Origin of the sequence: Nocardia mikamii NBRC 108933 (assembly GCF_001613505.1) — a bacterium.
Taxonomy (GTDB): Bacteria; Actinomycetota; Actinomycetes; order Mycobacteriales; family Mycobacteriaceae; genus Nocardia; species Nocardia mikamii.
Genome location: NZ_BDCM01000024.1, coordinates 26,044 through 51,958, shown reverse-complemented (window position 1 = coordinate 51,958; position 25,915 = coordinate 26,044). Strand labels below are relative to the sequence as shown.

General features: G+C 68.4%; 29 protein-coding genes and 1 pseudogene. 17 read left to right on the top strand and 13 right to left on the bottom strand.

Features of this window, described 5'->3' with window-relative positions; genetic code table 11:
* Positions 1-82 precede the first annotated feature (82 nt).
* The 7 genes and pseudogenes from NMI01S_RS30715 (at position 83) to NMI01S_RS30685 (ending at position 6,046) form a co-directional block, all read left to right on the top strand.
* Positions 83-478: a VOC family protein gene (locus NMI01S_RS30715; protein WP_063002240.1), complete on the top strand. Its 396-nt coding sequence runs from the start codon at positions 83-85 to the stop codon at positions 476-478.
* Between the two features lie 81 nt (positions 479-559).
* A pseudogene (locus tag NMI01S_RS30710) lies at positions 560-1,753 on the top strand (inorganic phosphate transporter); the annotation flags it as partial.
* A gap of 314 nt (positions 1,754-2,067) precedes the next feature.
* Positions 2,068-2,346 (top strand): hypothetical protein, encoded by a 279-nt coding sequence (locus NMI01S_RS30705; protein ID WP_063002239.1) that lies wholly within the window; start codon positions 2,068-2,070, stop codon positions 2,344-2,346.
* A gap of 40 nt (positions 2,347-2,386) precedes the next feature.
* Positions 2,387-2,737 carry a DUF3349 domain-containing protein gene (locus NMI01S_RS30700; RefSeq protein ID WP_083871302.1) on the top strand — a complete coding sequence of 117 codons (351 nt, stop codon included), beginning with the start codon at positions 2,387-2,389 and terminating at the stop codon, positions 2,735-2,737.
* A 102-nt stretch (positions 2,738-2,839) separates the two neighbouring features.
* Positions 2,840-3,973, top strand: a complete 1,134-nt coding sequence (gene menE, locus NMI01S_RS30695) for an o-succinylbenzoate--CoA ligase (RefSeq protein ID WP_063002276.1) — start codon at positions 2,840-2,842, stop codon at positions 3,971-3,973.
* A 173-nt stretch (positions 3,974-4,146) separates the two neighbouring features.
* A complete protein-coding gene (locus tag NMI01S_RS30690; protein ID WP_063002238.1) occupies positions 4,147-5,163 on the top strand; it encodes an ATP-binding cassette domain-containing protein in 1,017 nt (338 codons plus the stop codon).
* 43 nt (positions 5,164-5,206) lie between these two features.
* Entirely contained in the window at positions 5,207-6,046 is an 840-nt protein-coding gene (locus NMI01S_RS30685) for an ABC transporter permease (protein ID WP_039781152.1), read from the top strand.
* 110 nt (positions 6,047-6,156) lie between these two features.
* Here the strand turns inward: NMI01S_RS30685 and NMI01S_RS30680 are convergent, their stop codons facing one another.
* A complete protein-coding gene (locus NMI01S_RS30680) occupies positions 6,157-9,519 on the bottom strand; it encodes an AfsR/SARP family transcriptional regulator (RefSeq protein ID WP_245717094.1) in 3,363 nt (1,120 codons plus the stop codon).
* Between the two features lie 325 nt (positions 9,520-9,844).
* Between NMI01S_RS30680 and NMI01S_RS30675 the strand changes: the two genes are divergently transcribed.
* The gene (locus NMI01S_RS30675; protein WP_063002237.1) at positions 9,845-10,714 is read left to right on the top strand and encodes a 1,4-dihydroxy-2-naphthoate polyprenyltransferase; all 870 of its coding nucleotides are present in this window, start codon (positions 9,845-9,847) and stop codon (positions 10,712-10,714) included.
* A 20-nt stretch (positions 10,715-10,734) separates the two neighbouring features.
* Here the strand turns inward: NMI01S_RS30675 and NMI01S_RS30670 are convergent, their stop codons facing one another.
* The 5 genes from NMI01S_RS30670 to NMI01S_RS30650 all read right to left on the bottom strand — a co-directional run bounded on the left by NMI01S_RS30670 (position 10,735) and on the right by NMI01S_RS30650 (position 13,643).
* Positions 10,735-11,124 (bottom strand): phage holin family protein, encoded by a 390-nt coding sequence (locus NMI01S_RS30670; RefSeq protein ID WP_063002236.1) that lies wholly within the window; start codon positions 11,122-11,124, stop codon positions 10,735-10,737.
* Between the two features lie 32 nt (positions 11,125-11,156).
* Positions 11,157-11,747 (bottom strand): Clp protease N-terminal domain-containing protein, encoded by a 591-nt coding sequence (locus tag NMI01S_RS30665; RefSeq protein WP_063002235.1) that lies wholly within the window; start codon positions 11,745-11,747, stop codon positions 11,157-11,159.
* Complete coding sequence (locus NMI01S_RS30660; protein WP_036505955.1) at positions 11,747-11,968, bottom strand: helix-turn-helix domain-containing protein; 222 nt, start codon at positions 11,966-11,968, stop codon at positions 11,747-11,749. The genes NMI01S_RS30665 and NMI01S_RS30660 overlap by 1 nt, the downstream gene beginning before the upstream one ends.
* Positions 11,969-12,063: 95 nt before the next feature.
* Entirely contained in the window at positions 12,064-13,149 is a 1,086-nt protein-coding gene (gene cds1, locus NMI01S_RS30655; RefSeq protein WP_063002234.1) for an L-cysteine desulfhydrase Cds1, read from the bottom strand.
* 155 nt (positions 13,150-13,304) lie between these two features.
* On the bottom strand, positions 13,305-13,643 hold the full coding sequence (locus NMI01S_RS30650; protein WP_063002233.1) for a DUF4229 domain-containing protein: 339 nt from the start codon (positions 13,641-13,643) through the stop codon (positions 13,305-13,307).
* Positions 13,644-13,865: 222 nt separating this feature from the next.
* Here NMI01S_RS30650 and NMI01S_RS30645 point away from each other — a divergent pair, with 222 nt between their 5' ends.
* Both NMI01S_RS30645 and NMI01S_RS30640 read left to right on the top strand, forming a co-directional pair.
* On the top strand, positions 13,866-14,099 hold the full coding sequence (locus NMI01S_RS30645) for a BldC family transcriptional regulator (RefSeq protein WP_051025198.1): 234 nt from the start codon (positions 13,866-13,868) through the stop codon (positions 14,097-14,099).
* A 78-nt stretch (positions 14,100-14,177) separates the two neighbouring features.
* Positions 14,178-14,381 carry a hypothetical protein gene (locus tag NMI01S_RS30640; protein ID WP_036506051.1) on the top strand — a complete coding sequence of 68 codons (204 nt, stop codon included), beginning with the start codon at positions 14,178-14,180 and terminating at the stop codon, positions 14,379-14,381.
* A gap of 65 nt (positions 14,382-14,446) precedes the next feature.
* Here NMI01S_RS30640 and dapA read toward each other — a convergent pair whose 3' ends face one another.
* A complete protein-coding gene (gene dapA, locus NMI01S_RS30635; protein ID WP_063002232.1) occupies positions 14,447-15,325 on the bottom strand; it encodes a 4-hydroxy-tetrahydrodipicolinate synthase in 879 nt (292 codons plus the stop codon).
* 71 nt (positions 15,326-15,396) lie between these two features.
* On the opposite strand from dapA, the gene NMI01S_RS30630 reads away from it, so the two are divergent.
* Positions 15,397-16,293 (top strand): LysR family transcriptional regulator, encoded by an 897-nt coding sequence (locus NMI01S_RS30630; protein ID WP_063002231.1) that lies wholly within the window; start codon positions 15,397-15,399, stop codon positions 16,291-16,293.
* 120 nt (positions 16,294-16,413) lie between these two features.
* Here the strand turns inward: NMI01S_RS30630 and NMI01S_RS30625 are convergent, their stop codons facing one another.
* Positions 16,414-17,061: a hypothetical protein gene (locus tag NMI01S_RS30625; RefSeq protein ID WP_063002230.1), complete on the bottom strand. Its 648-nt coding sequence runs from the start codon at positions 17,059-17,061 to the stop codon at positions 16,414-16,416.
* 84 nt (positions 17,062-17,145) lie between these two features.
* The gene (locus tag NMI01S_RS30620; RefSeq protein ID WP_063002229.1) at positions 17,146-17,808 is read right to left on the bottom strand and encodes a lysophospholipid acyltransferase family protein; all 663 of its coding nucleotides are present in this window, start codon (positions 17,806-17,808) and stop codon (positions 17,146-17,148) included.
* Positions 17,809-17,968: 160 nt separating this feature from the next.
* Between NMI01S_RS30620 and NMI01S_RS30615 the strand changes: the two genes are divergently transcribed.
* The 4 genes from NMI01S_RS30615 to NMI01S_RS30600 all read left to right on the top strand — a co-directional run bounded on the left by NMI01S_RS30615 (position 17,969) and on the right by NMI01S_RS30600 (position 20,857).
* Entirely contained in the window at positions 17,969-18,847 is an 879-nt protein-coding gene (locus NMI01S_RS30615; protein ID WP_245717093.1) for a helix-turn-helix transcriptional regulator, read from the top strand.
* A 39-nt stretch (positions 18,848-18,886) separates the two neighbouring features.
* Positions 18,887-19,861, top strand: coding sequence for a quinone oxidoreductase family protein (locus NMI01S_RS30610; protein WP_063002228.1), 975 nt, complete (start codon positions 18,887-18,889; stop codon positions 19,859-19,861).
* Positions 19,862-20,024: 163 nt separating this feature from the next.
* The gene (locus NMI01S_RS30605; RefSeq protein WP_245717092.1) at positions 20,025-20,252 is read left to right on the top strand and encodes a deoxyribodipyrimidine photolyase; all 228 of its coding nucleotides are present in this window, start codon (positions 20,025-20,027) and stop codon (positions 20,250-20,252) included.
* A gap of 152 nt (positions 20,253-20,404) precedes the next feature.
* Positions 20,405-20,857 carry a nuclear transport factor 2 family protein gene (locus NMI01S_RS30600; RefSeq protein WP_084513401.1) on the top strand — a complete coding sequence of 151 codons (453 nt, stop codon included), beginning with the start codon at positions 20,405-20,407 and terminating at the stop codon, positions 20,855-20,857.
* Positions 20,858-21,207: 350 nt separating this feature from the next.
* Here NMI01S_RS30600 and NMI01S_RS30595 read toward each other — a convergent pair whose 3' ends face one another.
* Complete coding sequence (locus NMI01S_RS30595) at positions 21,208-22,368, bottom strand: helix-turn-helix domain-containing protein (RefSeq protein ID WP_063002226.1); 1,161 nt, start codon at positions 22,366-22,368, stop codon at positions 21,208-21,210.
* Positions 22,369-22,474: 106 nt separating this feature from the next.
* Here NMI01S_RS30595 and NMI01S_RS30590 point away from each other — a divergent pair, with 106 nt between their 5' ends.
* Entirely contained in the window at positions 22,475-22,780 is a 306-nt protein-coding gene (locus NMI01S_RS30590; RefSeq protein WP_063002225.1) for a hypothetical protein, read from the top strand.
* Entirely contained in the window at positions 22,777-22,989 is a 213-nt protein-coding gene (locus NMI01S_RS30585) for a helix-turn-helix domain-containing protein (RefSeq protein ID WP_063002224.1), read from the top strand. Before NMI01S_RS30590 ends, NMI01S_RS30585 begins: the two co-directional genes overlap by 4 nt.
* 674 nt (positions 22,990-23,663) lie before the next feature.
* Here the strand turns inward: NMI01S_RS30585 and NMI01S_RS30580 are convergent.
* From NMI01S_RS30580 to NMI01S_RS30570, 3 genes are read right to left on the bottom strand one after another with little or no spacing between them, the layout of a single operon-like run.
* Positions 23,664-24,914, bottom strand: a complete 1,251-nt coding sequence (locus NMI01S_RS30580; protein WP_063002223.1) for an RNA polymerase sigma factor — start codon at positions 24,912-24,914, stop codon at positions 23,664-23,666.
* Between the two features lie 9 nt (positions 24,915-24,923).
* The gene (locus NMI01S_RS30575) at positions 24,924-25,349 is read right to left on the bottom strand and encodes a YciI family protein (protein ID WP_063002222.1); all 426 of its coding nucleotides are present in this window, start codon (positions 25,347-25,349) and stop codon (positions 24,924-24,926) included.
* A 15-nt stretch (positions 25,350-25,364) separates the two neighbouring features.
* Positions 25,365-25,709, bottom strand: coding sequence for a DUF1801 domain-containing protein (locus tag NMI01S_RS30570; RefSeq protein WP_063002221.1), 345 nt, complete (start codon positions 25,707-25,709; stop codon positions 25,365-25,367).
* Positions 25,710-25,915: the final 206 nt, after the last annotated feature.

Below are 25,915 nucleotides of genomic sequence, written 5' to 3'. Positions count from 1 at the left end.
CCGTGCCCGGTGTCCGGTCACGGCGCCGGCGGACCTCGCGAAGCGGCCACTCGGCCGGAGGTCGTCCCTCTAGGCTCGATTCGTGGACATCCTCAGCAGTCGAATCATCCTGCGGCCGAGCGATTACGAACGCACGCTGGCGTTCTACCGGGACGGGCTCGAGTTGGCGATCGCGCGGGAGTACCCGGGCGGCACGGTGTTCTTCGCCGGGCAATCGCTGATCGAGGTGGCCGCGCACGGGCGCGACGAGGCGGCCCCGGCCGGTTTCGCGGGCGCGGTGTGGTTACAGGTGCGCGACGCGAGTATCGCGGCCACGGAATTGGCGACCCGGGGAATCCCGATCGATCGCCCGCCCGTGCGGGAGCCCTGGGGTCTGATCGAGATGTGGCTGCGCGATCCGGATGGCGTTCCGATCGTGCTGGTAGAGGTGCCCGCCGACCATCCGATCCGGCGCGACACCCGCAAGCCCCCGGAATGACCCCGCCTTACCATCCCGGTTCGTCCGACATGTCGGGAACCTGGCCGACGCATTAACGGATCGATAACGCACACTGGAGGCGTGACCGCCGAACTGTTCGTTCTGCTCATCGTCGTCGTCACGGCTCTCGTTTTCGACTTCACCAACGGCTTCCACGACACCGCCAACGCCATGGCGACCTCGATCGCCACCGGCGCCCTGCGCCCGCGCGCCGCGGTACTGCTGTCGGGCGGGCTGAATCTGATCGGCGCCTTCCTCAGTGTCGAGGTGGCCGCCACCGTCGCCGAGGGGATCGTGCGCCTGGACGAGGTGAGCGGCGCCGATCTGCTCGCCATCGTCTTCGCCGGACTGGTCGGCGGCATTCTGTGGAATCTGCTCACCTGGCTGTTCGGGCTGCCGTCGAGCTCGTCGCATGCCCTGTTCGGCGGGCTCATCGGGGCCACCATCGCCGCGCTCGGCTGGAGCGGGGTGATCTGGTCGGCCGGGCAGAAGGGCGTGCTCACCAAGATCATCGTGCCCGCGGTGCTGGCGCCCGTGGTCGCGGCGCTGGTCGCGTCGATCGGCACCTGGCTGGTGTACCGGATCACCCGCAGCAGCGATCAGCGGGTGGTGAACCGGAGTTTCCGATGGGGCCAGATCGGTTCGGCCTCGCTGGTATCGCTGGCCCACGGCACCAACGACGCGCAGAAGACCATGGGCATCATCTTTCTGGCGCTCATCGCCTACGGATCGAAACAACCCAGCGACCCGTTGCCGCTGTGGGTGATCGTGGCCTGTGCGGTGGCCATCGCCGCGGGCACCTCGCTGGGCGGCTGGCGCATCATCCGGACCCTCGGCAAGGGTCTGGTCGACATCACCCCGCCGCAGGGGCTGGCGGCCGAATCCACCAGCGCCGCGATCATTCTCACCTCGGCGCATTTCGGCTTGCCGCTGTCGACCACGCAGACGGTGACGGGCGCCATCCTGGGTACGGGCATGGGCCGTCCGGGCGCCGAGGTGCGCTGGTCGGTGCTCGGGCGCATGGTGGTGGCCTGGGTCTTCACCCTCCCGCTGGCCGGGCTGGCGGGCGCGATCTGCTGGGCGCTGGCGCATCTGATCGGCGGACTGCTGGGCGTGCTGGTGGTCTTCGCCATCCTCATCGTGACGGCCGGCCTGATCTATCTGCGCTCGCGCCGGACCCCGGTGCACGCCGCGAACGTCAACGAGCAGTGGACGAGTCTGCCGGGGACCGACGGCACCGGACCGGCCGCCGGCACAGCCATCGAATCCGGACCCGGTGATTCGGCGTCCACCGGATCCGGGCGCACCGACGCCGGGGCCACCGGCTCTCCGTCCACCGATTCTCCGTCCACCGATTCTCCGTTTACCGATTCTCCGCCCACCGGCTCTCCGTCCGCCGGCTCCGACAACGGCCCTGCGACGCCCGTACCGCCCGGCACCGGTCACGACGGCTCCCCCGCCCGTCCCGGATCGGACCGACCGGCCCCGGCTTCCGGTGATACCGCGGCGGGCCCCGTCGCGCCCGAGCTCCGGGAACACGCTCGCACCGACGACGAGCGCGCCTCCCACCGCGCCGCAAGGAACTACTGATGCAGACCCTGATCGACGATCTGACCGAACTGTGGCGAGTCACCGCCGCCGCCTTGATCTTCGGGGCGGGCCTGCCGGCGATCTTCGCGCTCGGGGTGCGGCTGCATTCGATCGCGGGGGCCGCGCCACAACCGGATTCCCTCCGCCGGCGTGCGGCTGCGGCCTGCGCGGGGTTGTGTTATTCGGTGGTAACGCTGACCGTCATCGCCGGAGTGCTGTTCGTTGCCAGAGGTTTTCTGGCCGCACGGCTCGGCATCCACCTGTTCGGTCAAGGCTGAGCGGCCGCACGGCGCCGCCCTGATCGTCGAAAGGACATTCGTGACCACCGAATCCGCATCTCCCCAGCAACCCGAATCGAACGAGACCACGCCGTCGGTCCTGCAGAAGGTGCTGGGCTGGCTGCGCGCCGGATATCCGCAGGGTGTGCCGCAATCCGACTATGTCGCGCTGCTGGCCGTCCTGCATCGCCGGCTCACCGACTACGAGGTGCATCTCGTGGTCGAGGAGCTGGTGCGCGAACGCGCCGGCGACGACGAGATCGCCCAGCACGAGATCGAGGCGGCGATCGCCCGAGTTGCCAAGGAGCTGCCGGGCGAGGACGATATCGCTCGAGTGGCATCGCACCTGGCAGCGGGTGGTTGGCCGCTGGCGACACCGACGTCGGACTGACTTTCTCCCCGATTCAGCGAAGGAAGTGCGGACCCGTTCACGGGTCATCGACCTCGACATGACACGATCGCGAACGTGAGCACCACCCTGCGGACCCTCCCCATGCCCACCGGAGCCGCGGTGGGCGAGGTCTTGCCGCATCTGCGGGAAGCCTTGGAGGGCAACGGTCCGGCGTGGCTGCCGATCCCCACCGGCGATCGCCGGGAATCCCATCGACTCTCCAGCGCACTGCGCCCGGGTGAGGAGATCGAAGACGACGTGGCCCTCGTGGTCACCACCTCCGGCACCACCGGCGTGCCCAAGGGGGCGATGCTCACCGCGGCCGCTCTGCGCGCCAGCGGCGATGCCACGCATGAGCGGCTCGGCGGTCCGGGTCAGTGGCTGCTGGCGCTGCCGACCCATCACATCGCCGGCGTGCAGGTGCTGTTGCGCAGCATTCAGGCGGGCGTCGAACCGGCGGTGCTGGACGTCTCGGGCGGTTTCCTGCCCGGTGGGCTGGCCACAGCGGTGTCCGGTATGACCGGGCCGCGGCGCTACACCTCGCTGGTGCCGACGCAGCTCATCAAGGCGCTCGACGATCCGGTCGGCGCGCAGGCGCTCGCGGCGCTGGACGCGGTCCTGGTCGGCGGCGCGGCGACACCGAAGCCGGTACTCGACCGAGCCCGCGCGGCCGGGATCAACGTGGTGCGCACCTACGGCATGAGCGAGACCTGCGGCGGCTGCGTCTACGAAGGTGTGCCGCTCGCGGGTGCGAAGGTGCGCATCGAGGACGGACGGGTGCTGCTGGGCGGGGCCATGCTGGCCAAGGGCTATCGCGGCATTCCCGATCATCCGGCGTTCGCCGAGCCCGGCTGGTTCCGCACCGAGGACGCGGGCACCTTCGACGACGGCGTGCTGACCGTCACCGGGCGCCTGGACGAGGCGATCATGACCGGCGGTCTCCTGGTGATTCCGCAGGTCGTCGAGGCCGTGCTCGCCACCCACCCGGCGATCAACGAGGCCGTGGTGCTGGGTCTGCCCGATCCACGGCTGGGCCAGCGGGTGGCGGTGGCGGTGGTCCCCAATCCGGGCGCGACCCTCACGCTGGACGAAGTGCGCGCACACGTGGTGGCCGAACTGGACCCGATCGCGGCGCCGCGGGAACTGGCGATCCTCGACGAGATCCCGATGCGCGGTCCCGGTAAGCCGAATCGCGTGAAGTTGCGCGAGCACCTGCTGGAGCAGGCGACGCCCTGACCGCCCCGGGGTGACGCGGCACACACCCGCGCACTGCGAAAGACCCCTTCGACCTGCGACGATGCCGCCGCTTGCGTCGCCCGAGCGGCGTGCAAGCGGCTCGCGACCACGCTTGCGCGACCGCGCAACAGCGGCGCAAGCCGGGTGCAAGACGCCCCCCGCACAGTTGTGGCATGACTTCTTACGCACCTGCTGATGCACTCGCCATCGAGGCGGACGGGCTGGTCAAGGTCTTCGGAGAGCAGCGGGCCGTCGACGGCGTGAGCCTGGCGGTGCCGCAGGGCGCCGTCTACGGCGTGCTCGGCCCGAACGGGGCCGGCAAGACCACCACCATCCGCATGCTCGCCACCCTGCTGCGCCCCGACGGCGGCCGGGCCCGGATCTTCGGTCACGACGTCGTGGCCGAACCCACCGCGGTCCGCTCACTGATCGGCGTCACCGGGCAGTACGCCTCGGTCGACGAAAAGCTCAGCGCCACCGAGAATCTGATCATCTTCTCCCGGCTGCTCGGGCTGAGCCGGTCGCAGGCCAAGCGCCGCGCGGCCGAACTGCTCGAGGAATTCGGGCTCACCGAGGCGGCGACCAAGGCCCTGGAGAATTTCTCCGGCGGTATGCGCCGGCGCCTGGATCTGGCGGCCAGCCTGATCGCGACGCCGCCGCTGCTGTTCCTCGACGAGCCGACCACCGGCCTGGATCCGCGCACCCGCGCGCAGATGTGGGAAACCATCCGCCGGCTCGTGCGCGAAGGCGCCACGGTGCTGCTCACCACGCAGTACCTCGACGAGGCCGACCAGCTCGCCGACCGTATCGCGGTGATCGACCACGGCAAGGTGATCGCCGACGGCACCTCCGACGAACTCAAGGGTTCGGTCGGGCAGTCGGCGCTGCAGATCACCGTCGCCGACCGCGACACCATCGAACAAGCCCGCACCCTGATCGGCGAATTCCTCTCGCGCGCCGACGGCAAGCTGGTCGAGGCGAGCATCTCCCCGGAGGCCGGTCGCGTCACCGCCCCGCTCAGCGACCCGAGCGTGACGGCGGATCTGCTGATCCGGTTGCGCGACAACGATATCCGCGTCGACGAGATCACCGTCAGCAAACCGAGCCTGGACGAGGTGTTCTTCGCCCTCACCGGCCACGCCGCCGAATCCGAGGACGCCGACACCGATTCCGAGGACACCGCGGCGTGAGGCCGGCCCCCGCCACGTTCCCCACTCCCCCGAAGGACATATCGTGACCACCACTCTTCCCGCTCCCGCAACCGGCCGGCACGCCGCACGCGCCGCGATTCCCGTTGCCAGCAACCGCATTTCACTGCGCCAGACCGTCGCGAATTCACTCACCATGGCGTATCGCGGCATCCTCAAGATCAAGCACAATCCGGAACAGCTGTTCGACGTCACCGTGCAGCCGATCCTGTTCACCGCCCTGTTCGCCTACATCTTCGGCGGCGCGATCGGCGGCAGCGTGCAGGCCTACCTACCGGTGCTGATTCCGGGCATCCTGGTCCAGACGGTCGTGCTCACCTCGGTCGTCACCGGCACCCAGTTGCGTGAGGATATGGACAAGGGCGTCTTCGACCGCTTCAAATCCCTTCCCATCGCCCGGGTTTCGGCTCTGGCCGGCGCGCTGATCGCCGATATGGTGCGCTACGGCATCGCCACGGTGCTCACCATCGTGGTCGGCCTGATCCTGGGCTACCGGCCCGAAGGCGGCGTGGTCGGCGTGGTCGTCGCCGGTCTGGTCGTGGTGTTCTGCTCGTTCGCGGTCAGCTGGATCTGGGCTCTGGTCGGTGTCACCGGTAAGAGCGCCGCCTCGGTGCAGGGCATCTCCATGATGATCATGTTCCCGCTGACCTTCATGTCCGGCGCGTTCGCTCTCGTCAGCACCATGCCCGGCTGGATGCAGGGCATCAACAAGGCCAATCCCGTGTACTACATGGTGAATTCGTGCCGCGAGCTGATGAACGGCAACATCTACAGCAGCAACCTGGCGTGGTGCCTGATCGGCTCGGCGGTCGTGATCGCGATCTTCGCCCCGCTGGCCATCCGGGCCTACATGCGCCGGGCGTGATGTCCCGCTCCACCCTGTCCGCCGGTCGCGAGAGCGACCGGCGGACACCACTTTTCGCGGATGTGGCCGCATCGCCCGGCACACAGCCCGGCGACCGCTCGACTGCCGCCTCAGGCGCCGAGCAGGATCTCGAGTTCCGGCAGCATCGCGAGGACGCGCTGCGCGGCCGACCGACGGTTGACACTCGAGACCGCGTCCTGCCCGGCGGCGATCAGCTCCGCGCCGACGGTGGCCCGAGCCAGCGCCAGGTGACGATTCCAGCGCATCGAGGAATAGTCCTGGCGACCCACCACTTTCATCGCCAGCGCCAGCAGCGTCGCGCCGGTTTCCGGATCGACTCCGGATCGCACGAGATGGGAGCCGAGCGCGCAGGCGGCACCACCGATCTGCGGGAGATCGACGAACTGGGTGAGCCGTTCCCGCGCGACCCGGGCCACCTGACCGGGCAACTCCGGCACCTCGTGCACGGCGTCATGGAGAACATGGGCGTCGAGCACGGCGGCGGCGACGATCACATCGCCCGGTCCGGGACCGGGACCGCCATTCGGCCAATCGAACAGCTGCAGACTGCGCCGGAACGTGCGCAGACCACGCTCGATATCGCCCTCCGCCAGTTCGAGTTCCGCCATTCCGGCGACCACCGCACCCTTGCGGTGGTTCGGCTGCGTCACCGGTTCGTCCAGCCCGACGCCGTCGTCGATGACACCCAGCGCGTACTCGAGTTCCCGCCGCGCATCGACCAACTGTCCGGCGCCGACCATGGAGACGGCGAGGAAGCTACGCACTTCCACACTTTCCTCGAAGCAGCGCAACTCCTGCATCAGCTCGGCCGCGCGACGGTAGTAGCCCACCGCCTCCTCGTATCGCGCCGCCTGCGAGGCCATCTGCCCGAGATGCTGGGAGCACATCGCGGTGGCCCAGACATCGCGGCCCTCGACCAATGCGAGAGCGGCCCGCGCATCGCGGATCGACCCGGCGGTATAGCTCGCGTTCTCACGCATATTGGCGCGCAGCAGCAGGGCGAGCGAGCGGACGAGCTCGTCGTCGGAACGGGTGCCCGCCGCCATCAAACGCACGCCGTGAGCGACATTTATTCGCGCGCAGAGCATTTCGCCGAGATACCGGATCCCGGGCGTGAGGTCGTCCGTGGCGAGCACGCGGCGGGCGCGGGCCCGGATCACCGCGAGGGGCCGCAGTCCGGGCTCGCCGAAGGCCAGATGCATGGCCAGGAAGACATAGCTCTGCAGTTCCAGATCCGACTCGATCCGGGTGCGCGGGCCCTCGGGCGGCGGCACCGGTACGACCCGGGGCGCCCAGCTCATCAGCTCCATATGCGCGCCACGCATGACCCACAGCATGGCGACGGGCGCGAAGACCGAGAACACCGTGCGGGAATCGGCGGTCTCCACGGCATGGCGCAGCACCGCCAGCAGGTTGTCGAGTTCGGCGGCGAGCGACAGCACCGTGCGGACCTGATCCGGTCCGGCATAGTTCAGTGCCGTATCGCGCGCGAATTCCCGTGCCCAGCAGCACATCCGATCCATCACCAGATCGGCTTCACCGGCCGCGATCAGCTGTTCCTCACCGAATTCGCGCACCGTCTCGAGCATGCGATAGCGGGTGGCGACCATCTCGTCGTCGGCCAGTACGGTCAGCAGCGACTGGCTCACCAATCCGTCCACCGCGGCCACCGCGTCGATCGAATCCGTGCCCGCCACCACGGATTCGGCTGCGTCCAAGGAGAATCCGGCGGGGAACCGGCACAGCCGCCGCAGCGCCACCCGCTGTTCGGGTTCGAGCAGATTCCAGCTCCACTCGATCACCGCGTGCAGGGTGCGGTGGCGTTCGGGTGAGCTGCGGTCGCCCGAACGCAACAGCGCGAACCGATGTTCGAGCCGGCTTTCGATCTCCTCCACACTCATCGTCCGCACTCGTGCCGCGGCGAGTTCGATGGCCAGCGGCAGTCCGTCCAGCGTGCGGCACAACCGGGCGACGACCGCCGGATCCAGCCTGGCCGAGGGCCGTACCGCCCGCGCCCGGCTGGTGAACAGCTCGGTGGCCGGTGAGCCCTGCGCGTCGATCGCCAAGGGCGGCAACGGATATACCGTCTCCGCCGTAATGGCCAGCGGCGCCCGGCTGGTGGTCACCACCGTGAGATGTTCACAACTGCCGACCAGGTCGGCGACCACGTCGGCCGCCGCGTCGATGAGATGTTCGCAGTTGTCCAGGATCAGCAGGACGGGACGCAACGACAGCGCCTCGCGCAATCGGCGGCGGCCGTCGATGGTCTGGTTGCGGCGCAACACATTCGCTTCGCGGGAGTATTCGTTGACGCCGAGGACCGCACCGATGGCCGCCTCGATCTCCGCGCACGTCGCGGCGTGGCGCTCTCCGGCGTCGCCGTCGGAAGCGGCACGCAGCGAGGCCAATTCGACCAGCGCCACCGCCTGTCTGCCCGCGATCCGAGCGCCCAGCTCGTTGGCGACGCGGGTCTTGCCGGTACCGCCCGGGCCGAGCACGGTCGTCACCCGGAATTGCTGAACGAGTTTCTCCAGCGCCACCAGATCGCCGTCGCGGCCGAGCAGCGGATTGGGGGCCGCGCGCAGGCCCAGGGCCGTATTGGGCGGCGCGGCAGCGCTTTCCGGGTGGCCGTACGACTGTTCCGAGGTCAGCGCGTGCTGGGCGGTGGACACCCGCTGTGTCGCGGAGGTGACCGGCACAGGGTGCGAATGCGCCGTGCCCACCGCGGAATGGTCGCCACGCAGAATCGCGGTGTTCAACGCCACCAGCGCCGGTCCGGGGTCCGCGCCCAATTCCTCGCCCAGCCGCGTCCGCAGCCCCGCGAAGACCTCCAGGGCCTCGTTCGCCCGCCCGTCGCCGGCGAGCAAGCGCATCAGGGTGGCGTGCGCGGGCTCGTCGAGCGGCTCGGCCGCGGCCGCCCGCCGCGCCACTCGCAGCGCACCGCCGAGATCCCCGGCGGCCTCCCGCGCCGCCAGTTCCAGCGTGTCCAGGGCGGACCAGCGCGCGGCCGCGAATTCGTGCAGTTCGTCGGCGACAGGGCCGGGCGGCAGATCCGCACCGGGTTCGCCCCGCCACAGGGCGCGAGCCCGCTGCACCAGGCCGAGGCATCCGGCGGTGTCGCCGCTTTCGAACCGCAGCCGCGCCTCCCGTTCCAGGCCGCGGGCCAGGCTCAGGTCGACCTGCTCCTCGGTCAGCAGCAGCCGGTATCCCGCCGGGCCGATTTCCAGCGCACCTTCCGGCAAGGCCGACCGCAACCGCGAGACCTGCGTATGCAGGGCGTTCATCGGCGCGCGCGGCGGCTGCTCGCCCCAGATGTCGTCGATCAGCGCCTGGGCACTGCGGCTGCGCCCAGGATGAACCGCGAGCGCGGCGACCAGCAACCGCGCCCGGGCGCCGGGCACCGGGACGAGATCCGCGGCGCGGCGCAGCGCGACCTCCCCCAGAAGTGCCACGCGAACATCCATCTCGGGCAGCCTTTCGTCCCGGCCGCCGCCGTCCGGCCGGGTATGCGTCGTCCCGGCATTCGCACGGGCGGCGCGCGATGCCGGCCCGGAGCCGCTGTGATCAGGAAACATGCCGTCGCAATCGTATGTGACCGGTCGAATGAATATCGGGCGCTGCGCCGGGGCCGACCGCTCCCCGGGCCACGCATCTCGTCGAGTTTACTCCGATATATCGTAATAATGTTGTCGACAGCAGTCGTGCGGAGAGGCCGCACTGCCGTCTCCGGTGACGCTGCGCTGCCGCCTCCCGGCTACCACCATTAGGCTGCCGGATATGGCTAGTGCAGCACAATGGCTCGAAGGCGCCCGCCCGCGGACGCTGCCCAATGCGATCGCCCCGGTCCTCGTCGGCACCGGCGCGGCCGCGTCGCTGGATGCCGCGGTGTGGTGGAAGGCCCTGCTGAGCCTGCTGGTTTCGCTGGCTCTCATCATCGGCGTCAACTACGCCAACGACTACTCCGACGGCATTCGCGGCACCGACGACGAGCGCGTCGGCCCACTGCGACTGGTCGGCTCGGGTCTGGCGAGTCCGGCCGCGGTGCGCGGCGCGGCCATCGCCTGCCTGAGCGTGGGCGCGGTGTTCGGATTGATCCTGGTGATCACCACGGCGTGGTGGCTGCTGCTGATCGGCGCGGCCTGCCTGGCCGGCACCTGGTTCTACACCGGCGGTAGTAAACCCTACGGCTACAGCGGTTTCGGTGAGATCGCCGTCTTCGTCTTCTTCGGCCTGGTCGCGGTGCTGGGCACCGAATTCGTGCAGGCCGAACGGCTCGACTGGGCCGGACTGGTCGGCGCGATCGCGGTCGGCGCGTTCTCCAGCGCGGTGCTGGTCACCAACAATCTGCGCGACATCCCCACCGATTCGGTGACCGGGAAGACCACCCTCGCCGTCAAACTGGGCGACACCCGCACCCGCACACTGCATCTGGTGCTGATGGTGGTGCCGTTCGTGGCCTCGCTGCTGCTGGTGATGCGCACGCCGTGGGCTCTGGTGGGCCTGCTGGCGATACCGCTCGCCGTGCGATCCAACGCCCCTGTGCGCGGTGGGCAGCAGGGACCGGGATTGATTCCCTCGCTGCGCGATACCGGTTTGGCGATGCTGGGCTGGTCCCTGCTCACCGCGCTGGCGCTCGGCCTCGGCTGACGAACGGCGGCGCCACAGCGTCAGTCCCGGCCGCCCTCCGGGACCAAGACGCCGAGCACCCAGTTGACGAGGGTCACGATGACGGCGCCGAGGATCGCCGCCCAGAACCCGTCGACCCGCAGGCCGTAATCGGTGGTTTCGGTGATCTTCGCCGTCAGCCACAGCATGAGGGCATTGATCACCAGCAGGAACAGCCCCAGCGTGACGATCACCAGCGGGAGCGACAGCAATTTCACGATCGGCTTGATCAGCGCGTTGACCAGCCCGAAGACGATCGCGACGCAGACCACGACGAGAATCTTGCCGCCGGTGCCCGCATCGGCCGGATCTTTGAGTTCGATACCGCCGACCCAGGCCGCCGCGAGCCAGATCGCGAGGGCGTTGATCGCCAAACGGAGCAGAAGTGCCATGCGGCAATGCTAACGGCGGAGACCGTCGGCATTCAGGCCGCGCGGTCGAGCATTTCCTGCACCGCGGTGCGCACTCGTTCCATCCCTTCGCTCCCGCCCAGCAGGTCTCGGGTGGCAGGGTTGGGCGCGCGCAGGATGCCGAGCAGGACGTGACCCGCCTCGATGCGGTCGTCACCGCGGGAGATCGCTTCCCGCAGTGACAGTTCCAGGGTCTTCTTCGCCTCGCGGGTGAAGGGGATGTGGCCGAAGCTCATTCCACCGCCGAATCGGAACCGCCCGCGGCCCTTGTCCGGAACCGGCACCGCCTCGTCGAAGGCCCCCTCGCCGAAGGTGGCCTGCACACTGTCTCGCACCGCGTCCAGATCGATGCCGATCGACTTCAGTGCGGCCGCGTCTTCCTCGCCCAGCGGTTCCTCGGTCCGCGGCCGGCCGGGTAGTGCCCTCCGAATCGCCTCGGCGCTGATGCCGTTGTCCTCCAGCACCTTTCGCAGCTGCGCATCGGAACAGGTAGCGAGCCCCAGCAGCAGGTGCTCGACATCGATACTGGGCGAACGCAATTCACGCGCTTCCTCCTGCGCGTCCACGACGGCGGAGCGCGCCGCCTTGGCAAATCTCTCGAACATCAGTGGATTCCGCCTTTCCGGTTGTACTTCTGATGGACCGCCTGCCGACTGACCTCGAGCGCCTCGGCGATGGCTTGCCAGGACCAGCCCTGCTTACGGGCATTGGCCACCTGGATCGCCTCGAGCCGCTCGAGCAATCGCCGCAGCGCGAGCACCGCCCGCAGCCCGACCTGGGGGTCGGGACTGCCGGCGGCGGCCGCCAGCGTTGTCGCCTCACTCATGTACGTCAATTTACGTTGACATCGCGGGCGCGTCAATCAAAATTGACACCAGACGCGTTCGCCCGCGGCGAAAGGTGATGGAGAGCTTCCGCGACTCAGGCGGTCCAGATACCCGTGGCGGTGAATTCGTCGAGAATCGCCTGCGACTCGGCCAGATCCAGCCCCTGCCCAGCAACCCACTCGTCGTTGAAATACGTTCCGGCATAACGGTCCCCGCCGTCGCACAGCAACGTCACCACACTGCCCTCGCGACCCGCGGCGATCATCTCGGCGATGAGGGCGAACGCGCCCCACAGATTGGTTCCGGTGGATCCGCCCACCCGCCGGCCGAGCACCGCGCTGGCATGGCGGCACGCGGCGATGGAGGCGGCATCGGGCACCTCGATCATCCGGTCGACCACATCGCCGATGAAGGACGGCTCCACCCGCGGCCGGCCGATGCCCTCGATCCGCGACGGCATACCGGTCTGATATCCCGAATCCCCGACCTCGTACCCGCCGTAGAACGCCGAATTCTCCGGATCGACCACGGCCAGCCGGGTGGCGTGGCGCCGGTAGCGGATATACCGGCCGATGGTCGCGCTGGTACCGCCCGTGCCCGCACCGACGACCACCCAGTCCGGCACCGGGTGGGTCTCCAAAATCATTTGCTGATAGATGGATTCGGCGATGTTGTTGTTACCGCGCCAGTCGGTGGCCCGTTCGGCGTAGGTGAACTGATCCATGTAGTGGCCGTCGGACTCGGCGGCCAGGCGCACGGCCTCGGTATAGATATCGGGCGCGCGGTCGACGAAATGGCATCGGCCGCCCTGCGCCTCGATCAGGGCGATCTTCTCCGGCGAGGTCTTCGCGGGCACCACCGAGACGAAGTCCAAGCCGAGCAGTTTCGCGAAATAGGCCTCGCTGATCGCGGTCGACCCCGAAGACGCCTCGACAATGGTCGTCCCCTCGCAAACCCAGCCGTTGCAGATCGCGTAGAGGAACAGCGAACGCGCCAGCCGATGTTTCAAGCTGCCCGTCGGATGCGTGGACTCGTCCTTGAGATACAGCCGCACCCCCCATTCGGGCGGCAGCGGATACCGCAGCAGATGGGTGTCGGCGCTGCGCTGCGCATCGGCCTCGATCAGCCGCACCGCATTGTCGACCCACTCCCGCGAAGCACTGCGATCGCAGTACTTCACCGCAGCCGCCCGCTCACTGCGCCTCCTGTACCTTGCGGGACACCCGCACCCGGTCGGCCCAGCGAGCCGCTACGCGATTGTCGCTCACTGCGCCTCCTGCGCCTTGCGGGACACCCGCACCCGGTCGGCGCAGCGAGCCGCTACGCGATTGTCGCTCACTGCGCCTCCTCGCCGCGCAAGCGAGCTCGCAGGTTCGCTTTGTCGTTGCGGCGTTTCTCGTCGACCGCGGCGATGTCCTCGTTCACGCGCGCCCGCAGCCGCTTGAACAGGACCAGCGACAGCGGCATCGCCACGATCAGCGCGAACAGCAGCGCGACGACCAGCGGGATGTCGACGCTCACCACGTGCGCCACCACCAGGATGATCGCGGCGATCACGGCGACGAGGGCCAGCCGGGCCAGGGTGTACAGCGCCAGGTTGCGCGCGAGCCGCCGACCCGCCGAGGCCGGGGCCCGATCGCTCGCGGCGTCGTCGGATCGGGATGCTTCACTCACACGACCAGGGTAGGCGACGCCGCCGCACCCGCTCCGACCTGTCCGGGCCCCACCGAGTTCGATCGCCGGATGTTCGCCGACGCGACCTACTCAGCCGTACGTATATCCGTTTTGTCTATTACTTCCCCTTTACCAACGTTAGATCGTTCGAACACCTGGGGGTCCGGGTGCAACGATGTCGCTATCTGATGAGGGATCTGTCGATTACGGAAAGGTTTGCGAATGACTGCGATCACCGCGGCGAGCCGCACGTTGGGTTCCGTCAACGGCCAGGAGGCCCTCCTGACCCCGGGCCAGGTGGCGGCGCTGTTCCACGTCGATCCGAAAACGGTCACTCGGTGGGCACATGCCGGACGGCTGGGCTCGCTGCGCACTCCGGGCGGACATCGCCGCTTCCGTGAGTCGGAGGTAATGCAGCTGCTGAAGTCGCTGACCACCGAGGCGACCCGCCCCTGAGCTCGAGGGCACATTCTCGCGGTCACGATGCGACAGGTACGCACACGGGATTACCCTCGATGGCAGGAGGTGAGCGACGTGGCGTACCTGTTGGCACTCATCGCGGTCGTGGCTGTCGCGGTGCTGTGCTGGAAAGCGTTCGGACCGGAGCATGCGCCCCGGATCGGCATCGGACGGGGGCCCGAGAAGCGACGTCGGGTCGTGGGTCCCGATGACGACCCCGAATTCCTGTGGCGGATCTCCCGCCAACATCGCGACGGCGACCCGGGCACGGATCACTGACGCACATATCCTCACCTCGGGTGACGGTCCTGCCGTGGGCTCAGCCGATAGGCCCCGCCGCGGGCTCAGCCGATAGGCCCCGCCGCGGCCAATGCCGCCGAGACCGAATCGGCGCACGCGGGCAGTAGCGGCAGGCGTACGTGCGCGCTCGGTATCCGGCCCTGCGCGGCGAGCACCCCTTTCACCACGGTCGGGTTGGCCTCGGCGAACAGTGCCCGGGCCAGCTCGACCAACCGGTTGCCGATTTTGCGTGCCGCCTCGACCCGCCCGTCCCGCCAGGCCGCGATCAACTCCGCATAGGCCGCGGGCGCCACATTCGAGCAGGTCAGAATGGCCCCCTGCGCGCCCATCGCCAGCAGCGGCGCCGCGTACAGGTCGTCGCCGCACAGCACCGTGGTCCGGTCGCCGGCCGCCGCCAGCCACGCGACCGTGGTCTCGTCCACGACGCCCACGGCATGTTTGAATCCCGCGACATTCGGCAGTTCGGCCAGCTCGGTCAACGTTTCCGGATCGAGCGGCCGGCCCGTGCGATGCGGCACGTTGTAGATCAGCAGCGGCACCGGGCTGCGCTGCGCGAGCCGCCGGAAATGTTCCACCACCCCGCGCTGCGAGGGTTTCGTGTAATACGGGACCACCGTGAGCGCCGCCGCCACTCGCTCGTCCAGCGCGGCCAGCGCGTGCTCGGAATCGGCCGTCGAATTGGAGCCGGTGCCCACGATCAGCGGCGCGTCACGCTCGGCGCACACCTGGGCGCAGATATCGATGATCCGGCGCTTCTCCTCCGGCGTCAGGGTGGCCGGCTCGCCCGTGGTGCCCAGGGCGACGATGCCCGAGGCACCCGCGTCGAGGACGTCGTGGGCGAGCCGGCCCAGAGCGTCGCAGGCCAGCTCGCCGTCCGCCGTGAACGGTGTGACGAGTGGAACGAAGAGACCGCTGAACGTCATGCCACCTACCCTCGTCTAGGCGTTGATTCAGGTCCAGTTCACAAATCTTCCGTCGAGATTAAGCTGAACTTATGCTCGATGTACGCCGCCTACGGCTGTTGCGGGAATTGGCCCATCGCCGGACGATTGCTGCGGTCGCCGAGGCCGTGTCCTACACCCCGTCGGCGGTATCCCAGCAGCTCACCGCGCTGGAACGCGAGGCAGGGGTCACGCTACTGGAACGCAGCGGACGCCGCGTCACCCTCACCGCGGCGGCGCGCCGCCTGGTGGAGCACACGGAATCGGTCCTCGCGATCCTGGAGCAGGCGGAGGCCGAACTGGCCACCGCCGAACTCACCGGCGCCCTGCACATCGGCGCCTTCCCCACCGCCGTGCAGCGGATACTGCCGCATGCACTGGTCTCGCTCAGCCGTGCTCATCCGGGCTTGGAACTGCATGTGACGGAACTGGATCCGGCGGCCGTGCCCGCGGCACTGCGCACCGGCACGCTGGATATCGCACTCATCCAGGAGTACGACTACGTGCCCGCAGAACCGGAGGCCGGCCTGGAAACCGAACCGTTCCTGGAGGAACCGGTCTATCTGGCCGCCCGCACCACCCAGCCGCTGGCCGCCTACCGCGAGGCGGCCTGGATCTCCGGTACACCCGGCACCCTCTGCCACACGATGACCGTAAGAGCTTGCGAGGCAGCGGGTTTCGTTCCCCGTATCCGCCACCGCTCCGACGACTTCGGCACCGTGCTCGCTCTGGTCGCCGCCGGCCAAGGTGTCGCGTTCATTCCTCAGCTCGCGATTCCCCTCCATCCCGAAACCGACACCACCCCGGTCGAATTGACCCCGCTGCCCATCCGCCGCCGCACCCGGATCGCCTACCGCGCCGGCACCCGCACCCACCCCACGATCTCCGCCGCCCGCACCGCCCTGCACGCCACCACCGGAACCATCCCGCCGGTGGAAGAACTCACCTGAACCGCGGGTCGTACCACCGTGCACGGCCGAGCCGGTGGGCCGCAGCCGTCACGCCAGAGGTTCCGGCTGTTCAGCGGCTCGGCCGGTTCGAAGGCCGCGGCTGATCAGGGCTCGGGCCGGTCAGAGGCTCCGGCCGTCGACCACCGTTCGGAGTTCTTCGGGATCCCAGAAGTCTCGGACGCCCGGGAGATCCGACAGGTAGCGCAGTATCCGGTCCGGAGGCCAGCCGTGGGATTCGCCGAGGCCGCCGGCCAGCATGCCGAGGTACCGTGCGGACGGTTTGGTCAGAGCGACAGTCAGGGGGCTGTCCGGGGCGGTGAAGGTCAGGACCGGGATGCCGTCGACGTCGTCCACGTGCCAGAGCGTTTCGTAGTGGCCGTCGCCGAGTTGGAGCGAGCCGCGGCGAACCACCTCCTCGGGGTCGAAGACCGGCCCATGTCCCGGTTGCCTGTGCATCTCTTGAGCCATCAGGTCGCTGAACTGACCGACGGTCAGCAGGTAACCTCGCGCCGCCGCGCCGACCGGCCAGTCCGTCGGCGGCCGGTGGGCATAGAAGGCCACACCCCCGCTCCACACCGGGCTCTGCCCGGCGAAATAGACGCATCCGGGAAGTGACAGCGGACGATTCCGCGCGGGCGGCGTGGGATCGCGGAACCCCCCGTAGAGGCGCGGGGTGCCCGGCGGATTGCCGCCCGCCCGGTAGTAGGTGAACCGCTTCTCGAACAGGTTCGATCCGTAAGCGGCGTACCACACGCGCTCCGCGGTCATCGGAGCTCGGTTCCTTCCGGAATGGCCACATCCCGACCATACGGGAGGACACCGCGCGAGCTTCGGCACGGCGATCCGCCGGGCTCATCGCCGCAGGTCTTCGATGCGCCCGCGCAGATGGTCGAGTAATTTCTCCGGATCGTCGAACTCCGCGGGATCGACGGGGGTGCCGAAATGGATCCGTACCCGCTGGCGGCGATCGAATGCGGGGCCGTCGCCTCGATTGCGGCGCATCGGCAGCACTCGATCGGTGCCCGTGGTGCCCACCGGGACGATCGGAACTCCGGTCGCCAGAGCCAGTTTCGCCACGCCCGGCTTGTACGGCTCGGTGTCGCCCGATGCGACCAGCCGCCCTTCCGGATAGATGATCAGCACCCCGCCGTACCGCAATATCTGTTCCGCCTGCGCCATCGCCGACTGCCCGGACACACTGTCGCGCCGCACCACCGGAATATGACCCAGTCGCCGCACCAGCCACCCGACCACCGGCCACGACCACAACTCGGCCATCGCGATGGCAATTGCCCTGCGCCGCAACGCACCCCACAGGAATACCGCGTCCAGCATCGAGATGTGATTGCTCGCCACGATCACCGGTCCCGCCTGCGGCACCAGTTCTCGCCCCACCACGGTGACGTGCACGAAGTTCGACCACGCCAGCGTGCGCAGAATCCGCCGCACGAACTGCGTGGTGAGCCATGCCCGCTTACCCAACCCTCTGGGCCGGCGCTCGGATTGCTCGTTCATTCCACCCCCCGATTCGAGTCCCCGACGAATTCGATTCTCCCACGGGGCACCGACATGTTCGGGTCCCGCGAGCGCGGGGGACGGATGCCGGCCGCGGGCCGAGGCAATGCTTTTTCGGGCGCGGCGCATCGGCACCCCATCGCCTCATTATCGTGAACGGGTGAGTATCAGCGCGAACGATGATCCACGCGGCACGAGTGCGCGGGATCGGCGGCGAGCGGAGCTGCGTGAATATCTGCGCAGCCGCCGCGAACGGCTCACGCCCGCCGAGGTGGGACTGCCGGAGGCCGGGCGGCGGCGCACTCCCGGCTTGCGGCGTGAAGAGGTCGCTGTGCTGGCCGGGGTCGGTGTGTCCTGGTACACGTGGCTCGAGCAGGGGCGCGATATCAAGGTTTCGGGCGAGGTGCTCGACGCGGTGGCCCGCGCGCTGCTGCTCGACGAGGCCGAGCGCGCACATCTGTATCGCCTCTCCGGCCTGAATCCGCCGCAGCGCGCGGCCGCGCCGTCGGTCCCGGCGTCACCGCAGATGCAGGCTTTGCTGGACGCATGGGCCCCGCGCCCGGGATACATCAGGGACCGGCATTGGAATTTCACCGCCGTCAACGACGCCGCGCGGCGCGTATTCGGTTACGGCGATACCGACCACAACTGCCTGGTGTCCTACTTCACCAATGCTCGCTACCGCGTCCTGCATCAGCAGTGGGCGGAGAATGCGCCGGGCGTGGCGGCCGGGTTCCGCGCCGACTCCGCCCGTTATCCCGACGATCCCGAATTCGACCGCATCGCAACCGATCTCGCGCAAGTCAGCCCTGAGTTCGCCGAGCTCTGGGCCCGGCACGACGCCGCCGAACACAGTGTCGCGGTGAAGGCCGTCGAACATCCCGACGTGGGCTTGCTGATCTTCGACGCCACCCTGTTCCCGGTGCCGGACCACCCCGGCCACCATCTGATCCTGCACAATCCGCGCCCCGGCACCGAGACCGCCGAACGCCTGGAACGGCTGTTGCAGCCTGGTGGTCTCACACCCAGGATGAGCTGACACTGCCTCCTCGCCTGCCGCGCGCCGAGGATCGTTCTCATGAGTAATGCACAGATGCAGGCGATCACCATCCCCGAATTCGGTCCCGCGGAGGTGCTGCGGCCGGCCACCGTCGACATCCCGGAACCCGGCCCGGGCCAGGTCGCCATCGACGTCGCCTACGCCGGAGCCAACTTCGCCGAGGTGTTGTACCGGCAGGGCGTGGTCGGTGTGCCGTTGCCGTTCGTGCCGGGTATCGAGGTCTCGGGCCGGATCCGTGCCGTCGGACCGGACGTGGCGGGCCTGACGGTCGGCCAGCCGGTCGCGGCGCTGACCATCGTCGACAGTGGCGGTTACGCCGAGGTCGTGGTCACCTCCGCCGCCTTGGTCGCACCGCTCGACGGCCTCGACCTGAGCCTCGAAGTCGCGGCGGCGTTGCCGTCCAACAGCACCACCGCCTTTCTCGTTCTCGATCGGGTGGCGCGGATCGAACCCGGGGAGAGTGTGCTGGTACATGCGGCCGCCGGCGGCGTCGGCAGCCAACTCGGCCAGGCCGCACGATTGCTCGGTGCGGGCCGGGTGGTCGGCACGGTCGGCAGCGCCGAGAAGATCGAAGTGGCTCGATCCTTCGGCTACGACGAGGTGATCCTTCGCGAAGACATCTCCCGCGCAGGTGAATTCGACATCGTGGTCGATATGGTCGGCGGCCCGGCCCGTCGCGCCGGCCTCGACCGGCTTCGCCCGCTGGGCCGAATGATCGTGATGGGCAACGCTTCCGGCGCCGAGGACGTCGGAGTTTCCGCGAACGAGCTGTGGTTCACCAACAAAACGGTCTCGGGATTCAATCTCGCCGCCTTCGCCGCCGCCTACCCCGCCGAAGCGGGAGCAGCGCTGCGCCGGGCGGTCGACGCCGCCGCTCGCGGCGCGCTTCGCGTCCAAGTCGAGTCGCTGCCGTTCGACCGGGTTGTCGAAGCACATCGCCGCATCGAATCAGGTTCCAGCACGGGCAAATTGGTGTTGGCGATGACAGAGTGAACAATGACCCGGACGGCGTGTGGATCTCACGCCGGTACCGTCGGTGCGGGGGTCGCTAATCGCGGGGAGCGCCGCCGTTTGCGGTGTCGGCGCCCGGGTACTGCTGAGAAGCCGCACACCGGAGTCTCTTCGGCCGGAAGCTCGCGGCACAGGAGGAGTGATCATGAACTTGTTGCTGGCTGCCGCCCACACCGATCCGGAAGCGGCCGGATTCATTCTGCGCGGCGTCAAAGGAATCTTCGTCGCCATCGGCAGCATCATCGCCGCGTTCATCTGCGCCGCCATCGCCGCCACCAAGGGCCGCAATCCGCTCGGCTGGGGGCTACTGGGACTGTTCTTCAGCATCCTGACCCTCATCGTAGTCATCGTCATCCCGAGCAAGAAGTCCTGAAAGTTCTTCGCGCGCAACTCGCCCCGGAAATCCGTTCATCCGGGGCGAATTCCGCGCGCGCTTCGTGAACGTCCCCGCTGTCGATAACGGCTCGATCCGCATGACGTCGGAGGTAATGGACTTGCGGCCCCCGCGCGGGCAAGGTCGACAGAGTGAACGATTCCGCCGCCACCCGCACCGTCGTCGAAGATCTGCTGACCCGCATGGCGGGCGGCGATCCGGACACCATCGCCGCGCTGTACGCCCCGACGAGCGACTGGAAACTGAACTGGCCGGAGGACGAACACGGCCGCGTCGCCACTCCGTGGATCACACACCGCTCCACCCGCGCCGACGCGGCGGCGCATTTCCGCGAGATCGCTGAGCACCATGTTCCCGAAGAGGTCGGCACGGTGGTCGAACGCATTCTCGTCGACGGCCCGGATGCGGTGGTAATGGGCGAGATTCGCCAAACCGCACGCGCAACCGGACGCCCCTACCGCGCCCGCTTCGCCCTTCACCTGACGGTGGAGAACGGCCTGATCACCCGCCACCACGTCTACGAGGACAGCCTTGCCGTCGCCCGGGCGTTCGCCCCGGACGCCACGACCGTCGCCGCGCCGTGAGGTATGGACCACCGTGGGCCGAGATATGCGTTCGGGGCGGGCGGGCCCCGAACTGATTGTGCAAACCGCGCCCACTTTGCGGGTTTTCCTTCATTCCGGTGCAGGTTCCACGAAAGATTCGGCCCGCGAATGAAAAGCCCTGGGACGACGCGATTCCGCTCAAGCCCCGCGCCGCTCCACGCCGTGAGGTGTCGACCGCCCGTAGGCCGAGGTATGCATTCGAGGGGCGGCCCTTGAACTGATCGTGCGAACCTCGTCTATTTTTCGATTTTTCCGTGATTTTCGCGGAGGTTGCACGAATAGTTCAGCCGACACCACACGCCGAGGCACGAAAAGGCGGCGGGGTTTCGCTAGAGCCCCGCCCCGATCCACGCCGCGAATCCCAGCAACCCCTCGGATTGACGGCGCTGCGCCGCCGCGATGCCATACACGGTTTCGCGAACCGAAGGATGCAACCGCGTCTGCTGCGGTGCGGCGGCACGGGCCTTGTTCAGCGCCGCCAGCGCCCGATCCGGCTTACCCGACATCAACCACGCCCGCGCATTGTCCTGCCAATGATGGCCGACGCGCGTAGGCGGCGCGCCCGGAGGTGCGGCCAGCTGCGCGCCGTCGACAGCCGCCCTGTTCGGATCGCCCGTTTCGAGTTCTACTGCGTGAGCATGTATGTCTACGTTCAGCGGGCCGAACGCAGTCATGTACAAGTCGGTCTCCCCGGTATGGGCAGCCAGTTCACGCGCGGAGTCGATATGGTCCAGCGCACGTGCGTAATTCAACGAACGCGCCTCATTGATCGCGCCAGCGAGATGCGAGTAACCGGCGATAACCATCCCGGCACGGGAATCGTCCGCACTCATCAATGCCGAATCGATCAGCCGCGCAGCGACTTCCGATTCGCCGTAGTGCGTGAGCGCTCGGGCGCGAGCCAGTACCGAGAAGGCCGCGTAATTGGGGTCGTCGGCGAGCGGGGCGTAGGTGTCCGCCAGATCCAGCGCCGGAAGGGCGAGCATCATGTGTCCGGTGCGGCGCACCGACCACTCGGCCAGAACGTAGGCAGAGGTCAGCAGCGTATATGCTCGCGCTCGCTCGTCGCCGGTGCGGTCTCGGACAGCGCCGTGCAGACGGCGGATCAGGTCCGGCAGCACCTCGATCGTTTGACGCGTTCGATCGCTCCGGTAGAGCTGTTGCGCCGCAGTCAGTTCCGATTCCAGTTGCACCAGAGATCCCGGTTCGGCCGCGCGCGCGTATCGCCCCTCGGTGAGCAGTACCGAGAGCCCGTTCACCGCGTCCGACAACGGCTTTCCGTCGTCGTACGGCGCCCCGGTGAGCTGTTCGGGCGTAATGTGCAACGCTCGCGCGACGGCCGAGATGAACCCTGGCGACGCCACCTCTCGTCCCTGCTCGACCGCCTTCACCATCGACAACGAGTAGTTCGCGCGCGCCGCCAACTGACGCTGCCCCAAACCGGCAATCTTGCGCTCGGATGCGATCCGCCGCCCCACGTGTTCGCCCATGCTCCGAGAGTAGATCGATACCGCCGTGCTGTCCCCCTGTCCCTTCACTGGTCCTCGGGGCTCCTACCTGCGCCGAATCTGACATACACAGACAGGAGGGGTAGGGATGAGAACACGTCCGACAGCGCTGGCCTGGATCGACCCGGAGGTCAGCATCGCACCGAAATGGGATGCGGCACAGGTGAAACGGCTTGCCCGCCACCTCGGCTACACCTTGCTCTGGCCGGTGCCGAATCGGACGATTCCGCTGCTCGACCAGATCCGCACCGCCGACGTGGATGCGATCGTCATGCCCACACCCGCCCATCTCGACGCCCCCACTCTCGACCTGATCATGCACCTCGCGGATGTCGAAACCGCGTGCCCTCGACTGTCTTTCGCACGATGGAACGCCTCCGGAGCCCGAGCGTGAATCCCAGCGAGCGCGCCGTGCTGCGAACGCTCGCGCCGGGCGGTCTCCTCACCACCGCCCAACTGCAACGAGCCACAGCGCACCCCGCCCGCAGCATTCGCAACGCCCTGGCCCGTCTGCACGCGCGCGGCCTGATCGTCCCGAGCCGGGACCGCTGCCGATGGCAGCTGAGCCCGCGCGGTCGCGCCGTCGCGGCGACGATCCGGTGATCGGCCTGCTGGTAGCGGCGGGTCTCCCGACGACTGTCATGCTCTGGGCCATCTGCTGGCCCACCTGTACGGGCGAAACCTTGTTGCGGCCGAGGCGCTCACACCCGGCGGACGCAGAACCACGACGACGCAGAGCCGTGACGACGACGCAGTGCCGTGACGACGACGCAGTGCCGTGAGGACCGCCCGCACCCACCGTCGCATTCGCCGACGCAGCGCGAGAGGAGGACAGTGCCCCACCCGCTGGGCGGCTCAGACCCGCAGAAGTGGGGCACCGGTTCATCCCTGACAACGGAGGCCGACGTATCCGCTCCCCATGGAGGGCAACCTCCGCGCGTACACGGTAACCGGTAAAACCCCTCCGGTTAGTTCGCATTAATGCGATTGCAATGAATCGTTACCTGGCTGCCGATATCGAGCCACAACCCCGCAGGTGCGAGAGTTGCCACCGTCTATGCAGGTTGGCCCGCCTTGTGCGGGTGTGCATCCGGTCGTGTCGGCTCCCAGCACGAAGATCGCAAGGTTGCGCAGCCGTCGACCGGAAGCACTCACAGACCACCGAAACCATCGCCCGGCCGCCCGGCGGCCGATGTGGGCGGCCATCGAACCGCACCCACGCCGCCGAAAGCGCGGCCGGGCGAGACCGGCACGACTCGCGGCGGCCCGCTGCCGCCTTATCCGCCGGCCGCGAGTGCGGCGGCCATGCGGTCCAGCAGCAGCTGCCGTTCCTGCCTGGTCGGAGCGAGATCCGCAGCTCGTTCCAATTCGGTGGCGGCGTCGTGATACCGGCCGAGCCGGGTGAGGAAATCGCCGCGGACCGCGCCGAGCAGGTGGTATCGAGCCATCCGCCGATCACCGAGCAGCGGCTCGGTGGCAGCCAGTGCGGCTTCCGGGCCGTCGACGTGAAGAACCGCGACCGCGCGGTTCATCTCGACCACGGGAGACGCGGTGAGCTGAGCGAGCGCGTCGTAGAGGGCGAGGATCGCCACCCAATCGGTCTCGGCGAAGGTGGCGGCGCGAGCATGACATGCGGAGATCGCCGCCTGCAGCGAATACGGCCCGAGCGGGTGCGCCAGATCGAAGGCCCGGTCGAGCATGCCGAGACCGTGCTCGATCAGGGTGCGGTCCCAGCGGCGGCGGTCCTGGTGCTCGAGCTGGACCGGAACGCCGTTCTCATCGACGCGGGTGCGAAACCTGGAGGCCTGCAGTTCCATCAGCGCCGCGAGGCCGAACACCTCGGGTTCGGACGGCAACAGGCCGGCCAGGACACGTCCCATCCGCATGGCCTCCGTCGCGAGGTCGGCTCGGACGATGCTCTCGCCGGAGGAGGCCGAATACCCCTCGTTGAAGATCAGATACAGCACCTCGAGCACCGCGCGCAGGCGCTCGGGCAGTTCCCCGGCCGAGGGCGACTCGACCGGGACCCGGGCCTCCGCCAGGGTGCGCTTGGCGCGCGAGATGCGCTGACCGATGGTCGCCGGGGGGCAGAGGAACGCGCGCGCGATCTCCTCGGTGGTCAGGCCGCCGAACAACCGCAGGGTGAGCGCGACTCGCGACTCGGGCGAGAGCACCGGATGGCAGGTGGTGAAGACCATGGTGAGCAGATCGTCCGGAATGGGGGTGAGCGCCTCGGCGGTCACATCCGGGAGCTCACCGTCGCGCCCGGCGACGAGGAGGGGCGCCTTCTTGCGCGCCGTCTCCTCCCGCCGGGCACGGTCGATCGCCTTGTGCCACGCGGTACTCGTCAACCACGCGCCGGGCCTGGCCGGAATACCTTCGGCGGGCCACTGCTCCAGGGCGGCCACGAAAGCCTCGGAGGCCAGATCCTCGGCGATGTCGAGATTTCCGATGCGACGGGCCAGCGTTGCTATCAGCTGAGGTGCCTCGATCCGCCACAGCGCCTCGACCGATTCGCGCAGTTCCATCGGCCGGAATCAGTCCGAGGGCCGGTGCTGCAGCTGCTCGCTGCGGGCCAGGGTCTCGGCGTCGACGGTCTCGGCGAAGTCGTCCATATCGAAGAGCGGGCGAACCTCGAGAACCTGGGAATCACCGTACGACGGATCGAACGGGCAGCGCTTCGCCCACTCGACGGCCTCCGCCAGCGAGCTGACCTCCCAAATCCAGTATCCCGCAATGACTTCCTTGGACTCGGTGAACGGACCGTCCACCACCGAGGTCCCGGAAGAAGAGAAGGTGACCTTCGCCCCGGCGCTGCTCGGTTGGAGACCCTCGCCGCCGAGCATGATGCCGGCCTGCACCAACTTCTCGTTGAAGGCCTGCATCTTTTCGAACATCTCCTGGGTCGGCTGCCCCTTACCTTCGTCGGCGGCATCGCCCTTGGTCATCACCATCACGCGCATGACGAATCCTCTTTCTCAGTTGGTGCCGGCCACGCGGCGCAGCAGGTCGGCGATGTACTCGAGCTCGACAGCGTCGCCCTCACGGAAGTCGACAGCCTTGCGGTCGCCGGACCCCAGCGAACGAAGCACCCCCGGCACCGGCTCGATGTCCTGTGCGCCGAAAACCATGAACGAGACCTTAGCGGCGGCCACGTGCAGCACGGCGACGTTCGTCCCGTCGACCGCGAAATGCGGCTTGCCGTACTGGAATACCTCCACCACCCCGGGCAGGGTGAGGTGGACCGTCTCGCGCAGGCTCGCGCAGATTCCGGTCTGCCAGGGCTTCTTACCGTCGATGTAGGCGGTGACGTCGGTGTTCATCTCGCTATTCCTCCGCTGCTGGGCCGGCTGGTCCGGCTCTCGACAAGTCCTTCGTGCGACGGTCCGGGATTTCGACACGGAACGAAGAATTCTTTTTCGGACGCGGCATGCCCGGGGTCGGACCGCCGTGGCGGCACGAGCCCTTGGTCACGGCGGCACCGACGTTCGGCCCTACCGGCGCGGCGCGTGCGGTGAATACGGTCGAC